The 16,588-nt window shown below is 73.4% G+C and carries 4 protein-coding genes and 2 pseudogenes; 2 read left to right on the top strand and 4 right to left on the bottom strand.

Features of this window, described 5'->3' with window-relative positions; all coding sequences use genetic code 11:
* Window positions 1-94 precede the first annotated feature (94 nt).
* Together ACFZBU_RS20880 and ACFZBU_RS20875 are read left to right on the top strand one after the other, a co-directional pair.
* Window positions 95-994, top strand: a complete 900-nt coding sequence (locus ACFZBU_RS20880) for a metallophosphoesterase (protein ID WP_391585109.1) — start codon at window positions 95-97, stop codon at window positions 992-994.
* Window positions 991-1,671, top strand: coding sequence for a 4'-phosphopantetheinyl transferase (locus ACFZBU_RS20875; protein ID WP_391585108.1), 681 nt, complete (start codon window positions 991-993; stop codon window positions 1,669-1,671). Before ACFZBU_RS20880 ends, ACFZBU_RS20875 begins: the two co-directional genes overlap by 4 nt.
* Before the next feature lie 258 nt (window positions 1,672-1,929).
* Here ACFZBU_RS20875 and ACFZBU_RS20870 read toward each other — a convergent pair whose 3' ends face one another.
* The 4 genes and pseudogenes from ACFZBU_RS20870 to ACFZBU_RS20855 form a co-directional block, all read right to left on the bottom strand.
* Complete coding sequence (locus tag ACFZBU_RS20870; protein ID WP_391585107.1) at window positions 1,930-2,412, bottom strand: nuclear transport factor 2 family protein; 483 nt, start codon at window positions 2,410-2,412, stop codon at window positions 1,930-1,932.
* The gene (locus ACFZBU_RS20865; RefSeq protein WP_391585106.1) at window positions 2,409-2,873 is read right to left on the bottom strand and encodes a nuclear transport factor 2 family protein; all 465 of its coding nucleotides are present in this window, start codon (window positions 2,871-2,873) and stop codon (window positions 2,409-2,411) included. The genes ACFZBU_RS20870 and ACFZBU_RS20865 overlap by 4 nt, the downstream gene beginning before the upstream one ends.
* A 52-nt stretch (window positions 2,874-2,925) precedes the next feature.
* Window positions 2,926-4,035: pseudogene (locus tag ACFZBU_RS20860) on the bottom strand (alpha/beta fold hydrolase); the annotation flags it as partial.
* Between the two features lie 171 nt (window positions 4,036-4,206).
* Window positions 4,207-16,495, bottom strand: a pseudogene (locus ACFZBU_RS20855) (acyltransferase domain-containing protein); the annotation flags it as partial.
* Window positions 16,496-16,588: the final 93 nt, after the last annotated feature.

Genomic DNA, 16,588 nt, shown 5'->3' with positions numbered 1-16,588 from the left:
AACCCCTACGCGGGCTTGCACGGGAATTGCGCGGTAACCGCACTCGGCCGCGTCGGCCTTCCCTGAACCCCTCGAATCCGCCTATGGTCGATCGATGAGCACTGCCCGTTCGCCCGAGCGCGCGTTGTACGCCGTCAGCGACCTGCATTCCGCAATCCCGTCCAATCGCGCGATCGTCGACGGCATCCGGCCCCGCACCGACGACGACTGGCTCATCGTCGGGGGTGACGTGGCCGAACACGTCGACGACACCATGGCGACCCTTCGGTTACTCGCCGACCGTTTCGCGCGGGTGATCTGGGTGCCCGGCAACCACGAGCTGTGGTCCACCCCGGACGACCCCGTGCAACTGCGCGGCGAGCGGCGCTACCGGCATCTGGTCGCGATGTGCCGTGAGTTGGGCGTACTCACCCCCGAGGATCCGTTCGCGGTCTGGGACGGGCCGGGCGGCCCGGTCACCGTGGCACCGCTGTTCGTGCTCTACGACTACACCTGGCGCCCGCCGGGCGCGACCACGCAGCAGGAGGCGCTGGACGCCGCGTACGAGGCGGGCGTGGTGTGCAGCGACGAGTTCATGCTGCACCCCGACCCCTATCCGAGCCGCGGCGAGTGGTGCCGGGCCCGGGTGGCGTACAGCGAGGGCCGACTCGCGGCGGCGGCCGATCCGGCCGCGCCGCTGCTGATGGTCAATCATTTCCCGCTGGTCCGGCAGCCCACGGACGTGATGTGGCACCCGGAGTTCGTCCAGTGGTGCGGCACCGACCTGACCGCCGACTGGCATCGCCGCTTCCCGACCGCCGCCGTGGTGTACGGCCACCTGCACATCCCGCGCACCACGTGGTACGACGGGGTGCGCTTCGAAGAGGTCTCGCTCGGCTATCCGCGCGAGCGCAAGAACGGGTTGCGGCGGCCGATCCCGCGCCGGATCGTGCCCGCCGAGAGCACCGACACCGCCGCGACCACCGGCTCGGGCCGGCAGGCGGGCGCCCGATGACCGTCTCCCGAGCCGACGCCGGAGGTTCGATGATCGCCCGGATACTGCCGCCGGAGGTCTTCGCCGAGGAATCCTTCGACGACCCGGACGGGCCGCCGCTGTTCCCGGCCGAGGAGGCGCTGCTGACCAAGGCGGTGGACAAGCGCCGCCGCGAGTTCACCACCGTACGCAGGTGCGCGCGACGGGCGTTGGCCCGGATGGGGGTGCCGGCCGCGCCGCTGCTGCCGGGGTTGCGCGGTGCACCCGGTTGGCCGGCGGGCGTCGTCGGCAGCATGACGCACTGCGCCGGATATCGCGCCGCCGCCGTCGCGGATCGGGCCGCGCTGCTCACGCTGGGCATCGACGCCGAACCGGCGTTGCCGCTGCCGGACGGAGTGTTGACGACCGTCTCGTCGGAGACCGAGCGCAAACACCTGGCCGACCTGGCCGCCCGCCGGCCCGACATCGCCTGGGACCGGCTGTTGTTCAGCGCCAAGGAGTCCGTCTACAAGGCGTGGTTCCCACTCACCGAGCGCTGGTTGGACTTCGCCGAGGCGGAGATCGAGTTCGACCCGGCGGCCGGCACCTTCGCCGCCCGACTGTTGATCGAGGACCGCCCGCTGGACGGGTTCGCCGGACGCTGGCAGGTCGATGCGGGCATCGCCCTGACCACGATCGCGGTGGCCCGCCGGAACTGAGTCGGTCGACCGGGGCCCGAGGCGTGTCCTCGGGCCCCGGCCCGGGTCCGTGGGGCGGGCGCCGCGAACGCGTCGACCGCTCCTTCCGGGGCGCGTCGGCCGGTCAGCTCCGGGCGGGACGGCCGGCCCACCTCGGAGGTGACGGCCGCGTTCCGCCCGGGTGCGTCGGCCGTTCCGGGCCGGGCGTGACCGACGGCCCCTTCCGGGCGGGACAGCCGGTCCGTCCCGAACGCGTCGGTCCCGCCCCGGATTCGTCGGTCAGTCCCGCTCGAACCGGACCACGTTCTCCGCGGTGGGTCGCCACGCGTCGGCGAACTGCGCCGGCAGGTCGATCCGGTCCAGGATCGGGTGCCGCGGCACCGAGACCCGGTACCTGATCCGCCAACCGCGTGCGGTGCGCTCCAGGATGTCGTAGTAGTCCCCGCCGTGCACCTCGCCGTCGATCAGCGTCGCGATGTAGCGGCTGCGGGCCCGGACCGTGCCGCTCGCATCCACCAGCAGCACCGTGTCCAGGGTCTGGTGGTCGGGGGTGTCCGGGCTGCGCCGACCGGTGAACTGCCGGGCCGAGGCCAGGCCGTCGATCGTGTAACCGCTTCCGATGGTGTTCTCGATCACCGCGTCCTCGGTGAACACCCGCCCGAGTTCCGCGATGTCGTCGTTGTCGAAGACGTGCGCGAACAGCGCGAGCGCGTCGTGGATCTCCGCGACGTCCTCGGCGCGCAGGGTCGGTCCGGCGGTCACGGCGCGACCACCTCGGAAAGCCGGACCGGCAGCGGGAATTCGGCCTTGACCACGCCCGCGCCCGCCTGCCGCGGGGCCCGCGGCAGACTCGATCGATAGGCGATCCGCCAGCCGGCCGGCGTGCGACGCAGAATGTCCAGGAATTCGCCGCCGGTGAGCCGACCGGCCGGGTTGATCCCGATGTAGCGACTGCGCGCCTGGACTTGACCGTGCTCGTCCACCTCGACGGTGGTGTTGAGCGTGTGGTGGTCGGGCGTCGCCGCGCTCTTGCCCCGGGTGTACTCGGCGAACTCGGCGATGCCCCGGAAGGCCCGCGCCGGGCCGACGCCGATCTCGACCACGACGTCCTCGGTGAACACCAGGTCGAGCCCGGCCACGTCGCCGTTGTCGAAGACGTGCGCGAACAGCGCGAGCGTGCGGTGGATCTCGGCGAGATCCACCGGGGACAGTACCTTCGTCATGAATTTCCCAGCCTCGTAGTGGTGTTGCGGGTCACTGCGGTGGTGGCGCGGGTCACCCGGACAGCCCGGCCGCCCAGTCCACGATCGTCGTCGCCGTCAGGTCGGCGTGGTCCTCCAGCACGGTGAAGTGGTCGCCGGTGATACCGATCAGGTCGTGGGGCAGCGGCCAGTACGCCCGCCAGTCCCAGCGACCCTCCGGGTCGATCACGGTGCCCGCCACCGGCGTCTGTGCCTGCGCGACCAGGGTGGGCGTCGCGATCGGCTGCGGCTTCCAGTCCGCGAACAGCCTCTGGTACAGGCCCATCGTGCTCAGGTTGGTGTCGTCCAGCGTCATGTCGTACTGCGCGACCCGGCCGAGCAGACCCTCGATCATCGCGGGCAGCCACCAGTCCATGCCCGGCACCAGCGCGGTGTCGATCGGGAACGTGTCGATCAGCCCGAGTGCGAGCGGCCGGACTCCCTCCGCCTCCAGTCGACGGGTCACCTCGTGCGCGATGCAGCCGCCCATCGAGCGCCCCACCACGATGAACGGTCGATCGCCCACGGCCGCCCGCACCGATTCCACGTGCATGCGCAGCAGCGTGTCGGCGTGATCGGGCAACGACTCGTCGGCCGCGAAGCCCGGCGTCTGGATCACGAACACGTCCCGCTCGCCCTGGAACACCTGCCCGAACCGGGCGTACTCGTGCGGCCCGGAGATCGCGCTCAGCGACGGGAAGCAGACGATCGCGGGGCCGGCATCGCCGCCGGCGATGCGCAGCACGGGTTTGACGTGTCGGTCCCGTTCGGCCTCCGGGAAGGACGGCCGCAGGCCCGCGGAGGCCATGATCACCTCGGCCGCGGTGTTGTACTTCCCGGCCGCGCACAGCTGGACGTAGAAGGCGGCCAGCGCGCCCCTGGTGCGCTCGACGGGTGCCTCCTCCGAACCCGGGTGCGACACCGGCGACTTGCTCTGTTCGGCCAGCTCGGCGCGCAGGTGCAGGGCGAGGGCGCGCGGGGTGGGGTGCGCGATCGTGACCGTGGCGGGCAGCCGGAGACCGGTCGCGCCGGCCAGCCGGTTGCGCAGTTCCACGGCGGTCAGCGAGTCGAGGCCGACCTCCAGGAACGCCTGGTCGGCCTCCACCGACTCGTCGGCCGCGTGGCCGAGCACGACGCCGAGCTCGGTGCGCACCAGGTCCGCAAGAATCTGCACCCGCTCGTCCTCGGAGGCCGCCGCGAGCCGTTGTGCGAGCGTCGATCGGGCGATCGCCGGCGCCGAGCGCGCAGTCCGCCGGGTCCGCCGTGCGGCGCCCGGGTTCGGCGCGTCGGCCCCGACCACCCGCGGTCGGCTGCCGGCGCCGGCGAGCCGGCCACCGGGCACGGGGCGCGAGACCAGCGACCCGACCGAGAGCACAGCCGCCCCGGTCTCGTCGAAGGCCTCGATCGACACCGCGTCCGGTCCGACCGGGGTGAGTCGAACCCGCAGTCGGGCGGCCCCGGTCGCGTGCAGCCGCACGCCGTTCCAGGCGTAGGCGAGGCTGATCGCGGCCGGTTCGTCGGCCTCCTCGGCGCGCCGCAGCGCATCCACCACCGCGACGTGCAGCGCCGCGTCGAGCAGTGCCGGATGCACTCCGAACCGGGCCGCGTCGTCGGCCTGCTCCTCGGCCGGCTCGATGTCCGCGAACAGCGCCCCGTCGGCACGCCAGGCCGCCCGGAGCCCCTGGAACACCGGCCCGTAGTCGATCCCGGCGGCGGCCAACAGCTCGTAGGCGTCCGCCACCGGCACCTCGACCGCGTCGGCAGGGGGCCAGTCGCCGAGGCCGGGCTCGGGCACGTCCTCGGCCTCGACCGGTTCGGGCCCGAGGAACCCGCCGGCGTGCCGCACCCACTCCGCGTCGTCCGAGGCCGACTCCTCCCGCGAGAACACCGCGACCCGGCGGCGTCCGTCCTCGCCCGTCGCGGCCACCGCGACCCGCAGGTGCACGGCCGCGTCCGGATCGGCCAGGATCAGCGGCGCCTCGATCACCAACTCGTCCAGTACGGCCGATCCCACCTCGTCCCCGGCCCGCACCGCCAACTCCAGGAACGCGGAGGCCGGCAACAGCACGGTGCCCTGGACCGCGTGATCGGCCAGCCACGGATGCGAACGCACCGAAATCCGTCCGGTCAGCAACACGTCGTCGCCGTCGCCGGTACGCACGGACGCGCCGAGCAGGGGGTGGTCGACCGAACGAAGACCCAGCGCGGCGGCGTCGGCCGCGGGTCGGGCGAGGGTCTCCCGCCAGTAGCGCCTGCGTTGGAAGGCGTACGTGGGCAACTCGACGCGATCCGGCTGGTGTTCGGTGTAGGCACCCGCCCAGTCCACCGGCACGCCGCGGACGAAGGCTTCGGCCAGCGAGGTGTACAGGCGTTGCAGGCCGCCCTGGTCGCGGCGCAGCGTACCCACCACGACCGGATCCGGCGTGTCCGCCTCCTCCAACGTCGCCTCGATCGCCGACGTCAACACCGGATGCGGACTCACCTCCACGAACACTCCGTGTCCCGCCGCCGCAAGCCCCCGCACGGCCTCCTCGAACCGCACCGTCTCGCGCAGATTGGTCGCCCAGTACGCGGCATCCATCGCAGCGGTGTCCACCCAGCCGCCGGTCACCGTCGACCACACCGGGACGGTCCCCGAGACGGGCGCGATCCCGGCCAGATCCGCCACGATCCGCTCCCGGATCTCCTCCACCTGGGCCGAATGCGACGCATAGTCCACCGGGATCAGGCGAGCCCGGCCACCCTCCGCCGTCACCGACGCGACCAGCTCCGCGAGAGCCTCCGGCTCTCCGGAGACGACCACCTGCCCGGGGCCGTTCACCGCCGCAACGGAAATCCGCCCGCCCCACCCGGCAAGCCGCTCACCGACCGCCGCCACCGGCTCGGCCACCGACGCCATCCCACCACGACCCGACAACGCCACGATCGCCCGACTGCGCAACGCCACCACGCGCGCACCGTCCTCCAGGGACAACCCACCCGCCACCACCGCCGCCGCGATCTCCCCCTGCGAATGACCCACCAGCGCATCCGGGGCCACCCCGAAGGACCGCCACACCTCGGCCAACGACACCAACACCGCCCACAACACCGGCTGGACCACATCCACCCGATCCAACGACGGCGCACCCGACACACCCGCCAACACCTCGACCGGCGACCAATCGACGAACGGCTCCAGTGCCTTGGCGCACTGCTCGTAACCGGCCGCGAACACCGGTGACCGGCCGAAGAGTTCCGCAGCCATCCCGGACCACTGCGAACCCTGACCGGGAAAGACGAACACGGTCTTCCCGAGCGGCCCGGCCGACCCGGTGATCACGCCGGTCGCGGAATCACCGCGGCGTACCGCGTCCAGCGCGTGGATCAGCGCGTTCCGGTCGCCGACCACCACGGCCCGCTCGCCGAAGGTGGCCCGAGTGGACACCAGCGAGAAGCCCACATCGGCGGTCCGCGGTGACGGGTCCGCGCCGAGCCGTTCCGCGAGTCGACCCGCCTGCGCCTGCAATGCCTCCGGCGTCTTCGCCGACAACACCCACGGCAACACCGCCGGCTCCGGCAGCTCGTCCCGCTCCGCCGGGATCTCGACCTCGGCTTCCGGAAGTTCGAGGATGACGTGGGCGTTCGTCCCGCTCACCCCGAACGCCGACACCGCCGCCCGACGCGGCCGATCCGACTCCGGCCACGGCCGCGCCCGCGTCAACAACCGCACCGCACCCGCCGACCAGTCCACATGCGGCGTCGGCTCCTCGGCGTGCAGCGTCCTGGGCAACACCCCGTGCCGCAACGCCTCGACCATCTTGATCACACCCGCCACACCCGCGGCGGCCTGCGCATGACCGATGTTCGACTTCAACGAACCCAACCACAGCGGCCGATCCGCATCCCGACCCTGACCGTAGGTGGCCAACAACGCCTGCGCCTCGATCGGATCACCCAGCGTCGTCCCCGTCCCGTGCGCCTCCACCACGTCCACATCGCTCGTGGCCAGCTCGGCGTTGGCCAGCGCCTCCCGGATCACCCGCTGCTGTGCGGGTCCGTTGGGCGCGGTCAGGCCGTTCGAGGCGCCGTCCTGGTTCACCGCGCTGCCGCGCACCACCGCGAGCACCCGGTGGCCGAGCCGTCGGGCATCGGAGAGCCGTTCCAGGATCAGCACGCCGACGCCCTCGGCCCACCCGGTGCCGTCGGCCGACGCGGCGAACGCCTTGCACCTGCCGTCCACGGACAACCCGCGCTGCCGGGAGAACTCGACGTAGCCCATCGGCGACGCCATCACCGTGGCCCCGCCCGCGACCGCGAGATCGCTCTCGCCCGCGCGCAGCGACTGCGTGGCCAGGTGCAGCGCCACCAGCGACGACGAGCACGCGGTGTCCACGGTCACCGCCGGGCCCTCGAAGCCGAAGGTGTACGAGATCCGGCCGGAGGCCACACTGCCGAGCGTTCCGGTGCCGAGATAGCCCTCCAACTCCTCCGGGACCTGATCCAGGGCCGGCGCGTAGTCGATGCCGGCGATCCCGGTGAACACCGAGGTCCGGGTCCGGCGCAGCCCGGTGACGTCGATGCCGGCCCGCTCGAACGCGTCCCACGCGGTCTCCAGGAGCAGGCGCTGCTGCGGGTCGATGGCCGGCGCCTCGCGCGGCGAGATGCCGAAGAAGGCCGCGTCGAAGTCCCCGGCGTCCGGCAGGAAGGAGCCCGCGGTCGTGTAGGTGGTGCCGGGTCGATCCGGGTCCGGGTCGTAGATGTCGCGCAGGTCCCAGCCGCGATCGGTGGGCGCCTCGCCGACCGCGTCGGTGCCCGATTCGACCAGCCGCCACAGGTCTTCGGGCGACTCGACGCCGCCGGGCAGCCGGCAGGCCATCCCGACGATGGCGATCGGCTCGTGCCGGCTCGCCTCCACCTCGCGGACCCGGTTGCGGGCCTGGCGGACATCGGCCAGCGCACGCTTGAGATATCCCCGGAGCTTGTCTTCGTCCGACATGGAACTGCCTTTCCTGGTGGGGTGGGTGGGTCCGGGGGGATCAGAAGGATTCGAGGTTGCCGTCGAGCAGGCCGAAGAGTTCCTCGTCACTGGCGCTGTCCAGGTCGATCTCGTCGGAGATCGCGGGCCCCGCGGTGACGGCCGGCTCACTCCACTTGTCGGCCAGCCTCCGCAGCCGGTCGATGATCGCCGACCGCCGGTCCGTGTCGCCGAGGTCCGCGGACAGCGCGGCATCAAGTCGGTCGAGTTCGCCCAGAGCGGCCGGCAGCGGCAGACCCGGAGCCGCGATCGCCGGTTGTCGCGCGAGGAACTCGGCGACACCCGCCGGGGTCGGGTGGTCGAAGATCAGCGTGGCGGGCAGTTGCAGTCCCGAACCCGCGTTCAGCCGGTTGCGCAACTCCACCGCGGTCAGCGAGTCGAACCCGAGTTCGCGGAAAGCGCGTTCGGGTTCGATGGCGACCGGGTCCCCGTGCCCGAGCACGGCGGCCGTCTCGGTGCGCACGAACTCCAGGATCGTGGCGTCGCGTTCGATGCCGGTCAGACCGGCGAGCCGACCCGGCAGTGCGGGTGCCGCGTCCTCGGCGGGCCGCTGCTCCGGCTCGCCCGGCAGCGGCCCGGACCCGGTCGCAGCGCCCTGGGCGGTCCGGCTCCCGTCCAGCCAGTACCGCTCGCGCTGGAACGCGTAGGTGGGCAACTCAACCCGCCGCGGCCGGTATCCGGCGTAGGCGGTGCTCCAGTCGACCTCGACGCCGCGCACCCACAGTTCGGCGAGCGAGGTGTACAGGCGCTGCGCGCCGCCCTGGTCGCGGCGCAGCGTGCCGACCACCAGCGACCGGGTCGCCTCGGCGGCCTCCAGGGTCTCCTGGATCGCGGCCACCAGCACGGGATGTGGGCCGACCTCGACGAACACGCCGTGCCCGGAGGCCGCGAGCGCGCGGGTGGCCTCCTCGAAGCGCACGGTCTCCCGGAGGTTGTCCGCCCAGTAGGCGGCGTCCATCGTCGCGGTGTCCAGCCACTCGCCGGTGACGGTCGAGCGGAGCGGTATCGAGCCGGAGACCGGCTCGATCGTGGCCAGGTCGGCCAGGATGCGGTCCCGGATCTCGTCCACCTGGGCCGAGTGCGACGCGTAGTCGACCGGAATCAGTCGGGCCCGGCCGCCCTCGGCCGTGACCGAATCGACCAGTTCGGCCAGGGCGTCGGGCTCGCCCGACACCACCACCTGCCCGGGGCCGTTCACCGCCGCGATCGAGATCCGCCCGTCCCACTCGGTGATCCGCGCTCGTACCTGCGACTCGGTGAGCGCCAGCGATGCCATCGCGCCGCGCCCGGACAGCGCGACGATCGCCCTGCTGCGCAACGCCACGACCCGCGCGCCGTCCGCGAGCGAGAGGCCGCCGGCGACCACGGCGGCGGCGATCTCGCCCTGCGAGTGGCCGACGACCGCGTCCGGGGTCACCCCGTACGAGCGCCACACCTGGGCGAGCGAGACCAGCACCGCCCACAACACCGGCTGGACCACGTCCACCCGGTCCAGCGTGGGCGCGCCCTCGACCCCGGTCAGCACGTCGACGGCCGACCAGTCCACGAACGGCTCCAGCGCTTTGGCGCACTCGCCGAAGCGGGATGCGAACACGGGCGACTGGGCCAGGAGTTCGGTGGCCATGCCGGGCCACTGCGAGCCCTGGCCGGGGAAGACGAACACCGTGCGACCGAGCGTGCCGGCCGCCGAGCCGGTCACCACGCCGGCGGCCGAGTCGCCGCGGGCCAGCGCGGCCAGCCCCGCGCCCAGTGAGCCGCGCTCACCGATCACCACGGCGCGCTCCTCGAGTGCGGCCCGGGTGGCGATCAGGGCCGAGCCGATGTCCACCGGGTCCGGGTCGGCGGCGGCCAGTGCGGCCAGTCGCTGCGCCTGTCCGCGCAGGGCCGGTGCCCGTTTGGCGGAGACGATCCACGGCAGCACCACATCGGGCCGCGGGTCGTTCGGCGCAGGTTCGGCCTCCAGCGGCGGCTGTTCCAGGATCACGTGCGCGTTGGTGCCGCTGACCCCGAACGAGGACACTCCGGCTCGACGCGGTCGGCCGGTCTCCGGCCACGGCCGGGCCTGGGTCAACAACCGCACCGCGCCCGCCGACCAGTCCACATGTGGGCTCGGCTCGTCCACGTGCAACGTCTTCGGCAACACCCCGTGCCGCAACGCCTCGACCATCTTGATCACACCCGCCACACCCGCGGCGGCCTGCGCATGACCGATGTTCGACTTCAACGAACCCAACCACAGCGGCCGATCGGCCGGTCGTCCCTGACCGTAGGTGGCCAACAGCGCCTGCGCCTCGATCGGGTCACCCAACGTGGTGCCCGTCCCGTGCGCCTCGACCGCGTCCACCTCCGCGGCGGCGAGCCCGGCGTTGGCCAGGGCCTGGCGGATCACCCGCTGCTGGGATGGGCCGTTCGGCGCGGTCAGGCCGTTGGACGCGCCGTCCTGGTTCACCGCGCTGCCGCGCACCACCGCCAGCACGTGGTGCCCGTTGCGCCGCGCGTCCGAGAGCCGCTCCAGCAGCAGCATGCCGATGCCCTCGGCCCAGCCGACGCCGTCCGCAGCCCCTGCGAACGCCTTGCAACGACCGTCCACGGACAACCCGCGCTGCCGGGAGAATTCGGTGAACGCGCCCGGCGAGGCCATCACCGCCACGCCGCCGGCGACCGCCAGATCGCTTTCGCCCAGCCGCAGCGACTGCGCCGCCAGGTGCAGGGTGACCAGCGAGGACGAGCACGCGGTGTCGACGGTGACCGCCGGGCCCTCGAAGCCGAACGAGTAGGAGATCCGACCGGAGGCGACGCTGCCCGCGTTGCCGTTGCCGACGTAACCCTCCAACGCGCTGGGCACGTTGCCCGGATGCGGCGCGTAGTCGTGGTACATCACGCCGGCGAACACGCCGGTCCGGCTGCCGCGCAGCGTGGTCGGGTCGATGCCGGCCCGCTCGATCACCTCCCACGTGGTCTCCAGGAGCAGCCGCTGCTGCGGATCGGTGGCCAGCGCCTCGCGCGGCGAGATCTCGAAGAAGCCCGCGTCGAAGTCGGCGGCGTCGTAGAGGAATCCGCCGTGCCTGGTGTACGACTTGCCGGCCGCCTCCGGGTCCGGGTCGAACAGGTCCTCGACGTCCCAGCCGCGATCGGTCGGGAACTCCCCCACCGCGTCGGTGCCGGATTCGACCAGGCGCCACAGATCACCCGATGAGGCGACGCCGCCGGGGAGTCGGCAGGCCGTGCCGACGATCACGATCGGGTCGTCCGCCATGCCGACGGGCCCGCTCGCTGCGGCCGGTGGCGCAGCCGCGTCCGCAACGTCGCCCAGCAGTTCGCCGCGCAGGTATTCGGCGAGCCCGGCCGGCGTCGGGTAGTCGAACACCAGCGTCGCGGGCAACCGCAGGCCGGTGCCGGCGTTGAGCCGGTTGCGCAGTTCGACGGCGGTGAGCGAGTCCATACCCAGGTCGCCGAACGCCCGCCGGGCGCCGACTGCCTCGGGATCGGCACCCAGTACGCCGGCGACCTCGGCGCGGACCAGGTCGACCAGTACCTGCTCGCGCTCGGCCCGGCCCAGTCCGGCCAACCGCTGTGCGAGCGAGGCCGCGCCGGCCGCCTTGACCGCCTGCCGCCGCTGCGGCCGGACCAGGCCGCGCAGCAGCGCGGGTACGGCGTGTGGTCGGGCCCGCAGACCCGCCGGATCCAGCGGTGCGGGAATCAGCACGGCCCGGTCCGACGTGGTCGAACCACCGTCCGGCCGCACCACCTGGTCGAACAGCCGCAGCCCGTCCGCCGAGGCCAGCGCGCGGATCCCGGCCCGGGCCGCCCGCTGCCGGTCCGCCTCGGCCAGGTGCGCGGTCATCCCGCCCGCCTCGGCCCACATGCCCCACGCCAACGACACCGCCGGCAGGGCGAGCGCGCGGCGCCGGGCGGCGAGTGCGTCCAGGAAGCTGTTGGCCGCCGCGTAGTTGCCCTGGCCGGGTCCGCCCAGGACCGCCGCCACCGAGGAGAACAGCACGAAGCCCGCCAGGTCCTGATGCCTGGTCAGCTCGTGCAGGTGCCAGCCGGCGTCGGCCTTGGGCCGCAGTACCGCGGACACCCGCTCGGGGGTGAGGGCGTCGAGCACGCCGTCGTCGATCACCCCGGCCGCATGCACGACGGCGGTCAGCGGGTAGGCCGCCGGCACGCTCGCGATCAGCGCGGCCAGGGCCTCCCGGTCGGACACGTCCGTCGCCGCGACACGCACGTGCGCGCCGAGCCCGGTCAGCTCGGCGACCAGGTCGGCCGCTCCGGGGGTGTCCGGCCCCCGACGGCCGGTCAGCAGCAGCCGCCGCATGCCGTGTTCGACCACCAGATGGCGGGCGAACAGGGCGCCGAGCGCCCCGACGCCGCCGGTGATCAGGACGGTGCCTTCGGGATCCCAGCCGCGCACTTCGCGCGGATCCAGCGGCACGGGCCGGCGCAGCCGCGGCACGTACAGCGCCCCCGCGCGCACCGCGAGTTGCGGTTCGTCGGCCGCGAGCGCGGTCGCGTACGCCGCGGTCGGCACGGCGGTGTCCGCGTCGAGGTCGATCAGCACGATCCGGCCCGGCTGTTCGGACTGGGCCGAGCGGACCAGGCCGGCCACCGCCGCGCCGGCCGGGTCGGGTACCTCCTTGTCGGCCACGGCGAACGCGCCGCGGGTGAGCACCAGGATGCGCTCGGCGTCGCCCTGAAGTGCCGCCAGGGCGCGGGCACTCTCGCGGTGCGCGGCGCCGACGGGGTCCTCGGCGGCGGCCTCGACCACCAGCACGAGGGTGCCGTCGTCGAGCCGCCCGGAGTCCGCGTCGAGTTCGATCACCGCGGTCGTACCGGGCGCACCGACCGCGGGTTGTTCGATCCAGTCGAGCTCGAACAGCGCGTCCTGACCGGCCGAGTGTGTCCCGTCCAGTTGATCCGCCGTCACCGGCCGGGTCGCCAGCGCCTCGATCGACACCACCGGAGCGCCGCTCTCGTCGGTGGCCCTGAAGGTCAGCTCCCCCGGGCCGGTCATCGCGATCCGGATACGCAGCGCGGTCGCGCCGGCGGCGTGCAGTCGCACACCGTTCCAGGCGAACGGCAGGCGACGGCCCTCGCCCGGCTGGGACTCGTCCAGGCTGCGTACCGAGGCGATGTGCAGCGCCGCGTCGAGCAGCGCCGGGTGGAGGCCGAACCGGGCCGCGTCCGGGTGCTGTTCGGCGGGCAGCGCGGCCTCGGCGAGCAGTTCGTCGCCGAGCCGCCAGGCGGCACGCAGGCCCCGGAAGACGGGCCCGTATGCGATCCCCGCCTCGGCGAGCGCGGCGTAGGCCCCGCTCACGTCGAGCACCGTCGCACCGACCGGCGGCCACTGCTCGGGCTCGGCGGCGGCGCTCGGCGCATCCCCGGACGCGCTCAGGAAGCCGGCCGCGTGCCGCACCCACGGCGCGTCCGGCTCGGCGTGCTCCGGCCGCGCGTACACCGCGATCGACCGCCGGTCGGCCCGCTCGCCCGCCGAGTCGCCGACCACCACCTGGAGATGCACCGCGTCCCGCTCGCGCAGGATCAGCGGCGCCTCGATCACCAACTCGTCGACGGTGTCCAGGCCGACCTCGTCGCCGGCCCGGATCGCCGCCTCCACGAAGGCCGTTCCGGGCACCAGGGCCGAACCGAACACGACGTGGTCGGCCAACCACGGATGCGTGCGCACCGACAGTCGGCCGGTCAGCAGCACCGCATCGGCTCCGCCGTCCGCCGCCGTGACCTCGCCGGTGGCCACCCGCAGCGAGGCGGCCAGGAGCGGGTGGTCCGCCGCCGCGAGCCCGAGCCCGGACGCGTTCGCGGGACCGGCTGCCGGTTGCTCGATCCAGAACCGCCGGTGCTGGAAGGCGTAGGTCGGCAGGTCGACCCGACGTGCGCCGGAACCGGCGTACAGCACGGACCAGTCCACCTCGTGGCCGTGCGCGTACGCGGTGCCCAGCGCGAGCAGCGCGGTGTCCGGCTCCGGCCGGTCCCGACGCAGCGCGGCGGCGAACGCGGGCTCGTCGGCCGCGGGTTTGTCAGCGGCGGGCTCGCCGCCGGCGGGCGCCTCGGCCAGGGTGTCCTGGGCCATCGCGGTCAACACGCCGTCCGGGCCCAGCTCCAGATACGTGGTCACGCCGGCCGTCGCGAGGTGTTCGATCACGTCCCGGAAGCGGACCGCGTGGCGCACGTGCGCCACCCAGTGTCCGGGGTCGCCCAGTTCCTCGATGCCGGCGGGCCGACCGGTGAGGTTGGAGACCACCGGAACGCGCGGCGCCCGGTAGGTGAGCGTGGCCGCGATCCGCTCGAACTCGGCGAGCATGCCGGCCATCAGCGGCGAGTGGAACGCGTGGCTGACCCGCAGTCGCTTCGTCTTGCGGCCCTGTTCGGCGAACCCGGCGGCGACCGCGAGTGCCGCGTCGGTCTCACCGGAGAGCACGATCGCGTGCGGACCGTTGATCGCCGCGATGCCGACCAGGTCCTCGCGCCCGGCCAACGCGGCGACGACCTCCTCCTCGGTGGCCTGGATGGCGATCATCGCGCCGGTGGTCGGCATCGCCTGCATCAGTCGGGCCCGGGCCGCCACCAGCGTCGCCGCGTCCGCGAGCGAGAGCACGTCCGCGACGTGTGCGGCGGTGAGTTCGCCGAGCGAGTGTCCCGTGACGAAGTCCGGCCGCAGGCCCCACGACGCGTACAGCCGGTACAGCGCGACCTCGACCGCGAACAGGGCCGGCTGCGCGTACACGGTGCGATCCAGCTGCTCGGCGGCGTCCTCGGCGACCCCGAACACCACGTCGCGCAGCGGATGTCGGACGTGCCCGGCGAGTTCGCCGTCCAGCGCGGCGGCGATCTCGTCGAACGCGGCGGCGAACACGGGGTAGGAGTTGTACAGTTCGCGGCCCATGCCGACCCGCTGGCTGCCCTGGCCGGTGAACAGGTAGGCCAGCGAACCGGATCCGGTGGCCGAACCGCGCGCCTGGCCCGTGGCCGCCGTGTCGGCCGCGAGCGCGTCGAGGCCGGCCAGGAACCCGGCCGGGTCCGCGGCGACCAGCACGGCGCGCTCGTCGAACCTGGCCCGGGAAGTGGCCAGCGAATGGCCGATGTCCACGACGTCGCGCGCCCTGACCGCGGCGCCCCTGACGTGTGCCGCGAGCTTTGCCGCCTGGGCGCGCAGCGCGGCGGGTGTCCGCGCGGAGAGCAGCCACGGCACGGCGGACATCCCGCCCGCGCGTTCTGCGCCCGATCCGACGGCCTCGTCGGACCGACCCGTCTCGACGGGGCGGACGGCCGCATCGGCCTCGACGGGTTCGGGCTGCTCCAGGATCAGGTGCGCGTTCGTACCGCTCGCGCCGAAGGCGGAGATGCCGACCCGACGCGGGCGCCCGGTCTCCGGCCACGCGCGCGCCTCGGTGAGCAGGCGGACCGCGCCCGCCGACCAGTCCACATGCGGGGTCGGCTCGTCCACGTGCAACGTCTTGGGCAGCACGCCGTGCCGCATCGCCTCGATCATCTTGATCACGCCGACGATCCCGGCGGCGGCCTGGGTGTGCCCGATGTTGGACTTGGCCGAGCCGATCCACAACGGCCGGTCCTCGGGCCGGTCCCGGCCGTAGGTCGCGATCAGCGCCTGCGCCTCGATCGGGTCGCCCAGCGTCGTCCCGGTGCCGTGCGCCTCGACCGCGTCGATGTCGGCCGCGGTCAGCCGGGCATTGCGCAGCGCCTGCCGAATCACCCGCTGCTGGGCCGGGCCGTTCGGCGCGGTCAGCCCGTTGGACGCACCGTCCTGGTTGACCGCACTGCCGCGCAGCACCGCGAGCACCCGATGGCCCAACCGACGTGCGTCGGCGAGCCGTTCGACCAGAACCAGGCCGGTTCCCTCGGACCAGCCGGTGCCGTCGGCCGCGCCGGCGAACGCCTTGCAGCGTCCGTCCGGGGCAAGGCCGCGCTGCCGGGAGAACTCGATGAACCCCAGCGGTGACGCCATCAGCGTCACGCCGCCCGCGAGCGCCAGGTCGCATTCGCCGCTGCGCAGCGAGTGCGCCGCCAGGTGCAATGCCACCAGCGAGGACGAGCACGCGGTGTCCACGGTCACCGCCGGACCCTCGAACCCGAACGAGTAGGCGATCCGCCCGGACGCCACGCTCGCCGCATTGCCGTTGCCGATGTAACCGCCGACCTCGTCGGGCACCGCGGTCAGTCGGGCCGCGTAGTCCTGGCCGTTCAGACCCGCGAAGACCCCGGTCCGGCTGCCCGCCAGCGTGGTGGGGTCGATGCCGACCCGCTCGAACAACTCCCAGGCGGTCTCCAGCAGGAGCCGGTGTTGCGGGTCGGTGGCGAGCGCCTCGCGTGGCGAGATGCCGAAGAACTCGGCATCGAACCCCGCGATGTCGGAGAGGAACGCGCCCTGCCGGGTGTACGACGTGCCGGGGCGATCGGGATCCGGATCGTACAACTCCTCGACGTCCCAGCCGCGGTCCTGCGGGAAGTCGCCGACCACGTCGATGCCTTGGGCCAGGATGCGCCACAACTGCTCGGGCGACTCGGCGCCACCGGGCAGCCTGCACGCGGCGGAGACGATCGCGATCGGCTCGGGGGTCTGGTTCTGTGCTTCCTTGAGCCGTTCCCGGGTGTCGTGCAGCTCGACGGTGAGCCGCTTGAGCAGGTGGCGGATCTGCTGGTCGCT

Source organism: Embleya sp. NPDC008237, from assembly GCF_042956465.1.
In the GTDB taxonomy this organism is placed as follows: Bacteria; Actinomycetota; Actinomycetes; order Streptomycetales; family Streptomycetaceae; genus Embleya.
The sequence above is the reverse complement of the archived record's forward strand: the minus strand, read 5'-3'. Positions and strand labels throughout refer to the sequence as shown.

Coding starts and splice junctions, on each gene's coding strand:
- ACFZBU_RS20880 (WP_391585109.1), top strand. CDS start 95: ATGAGCACTGCCCGTTCGCCCGAGCGCGCGTTGTACGCCGTCAGCGAC.
- ACFZBU_RS20875 (WP_391585108.1), top strand. CDS start 991: ATGACCGTCTCCCGAGCCGACGCCGGAGGTTCGATGATCGCCCGGATA.
- ACFZBU_RS20865 (WP_391585106.1), bottom strand. CDS start 2,873: ATGACGAAGGTACTGTCCCCGGTGGATCTCGCCGAGATCCACCGCACG.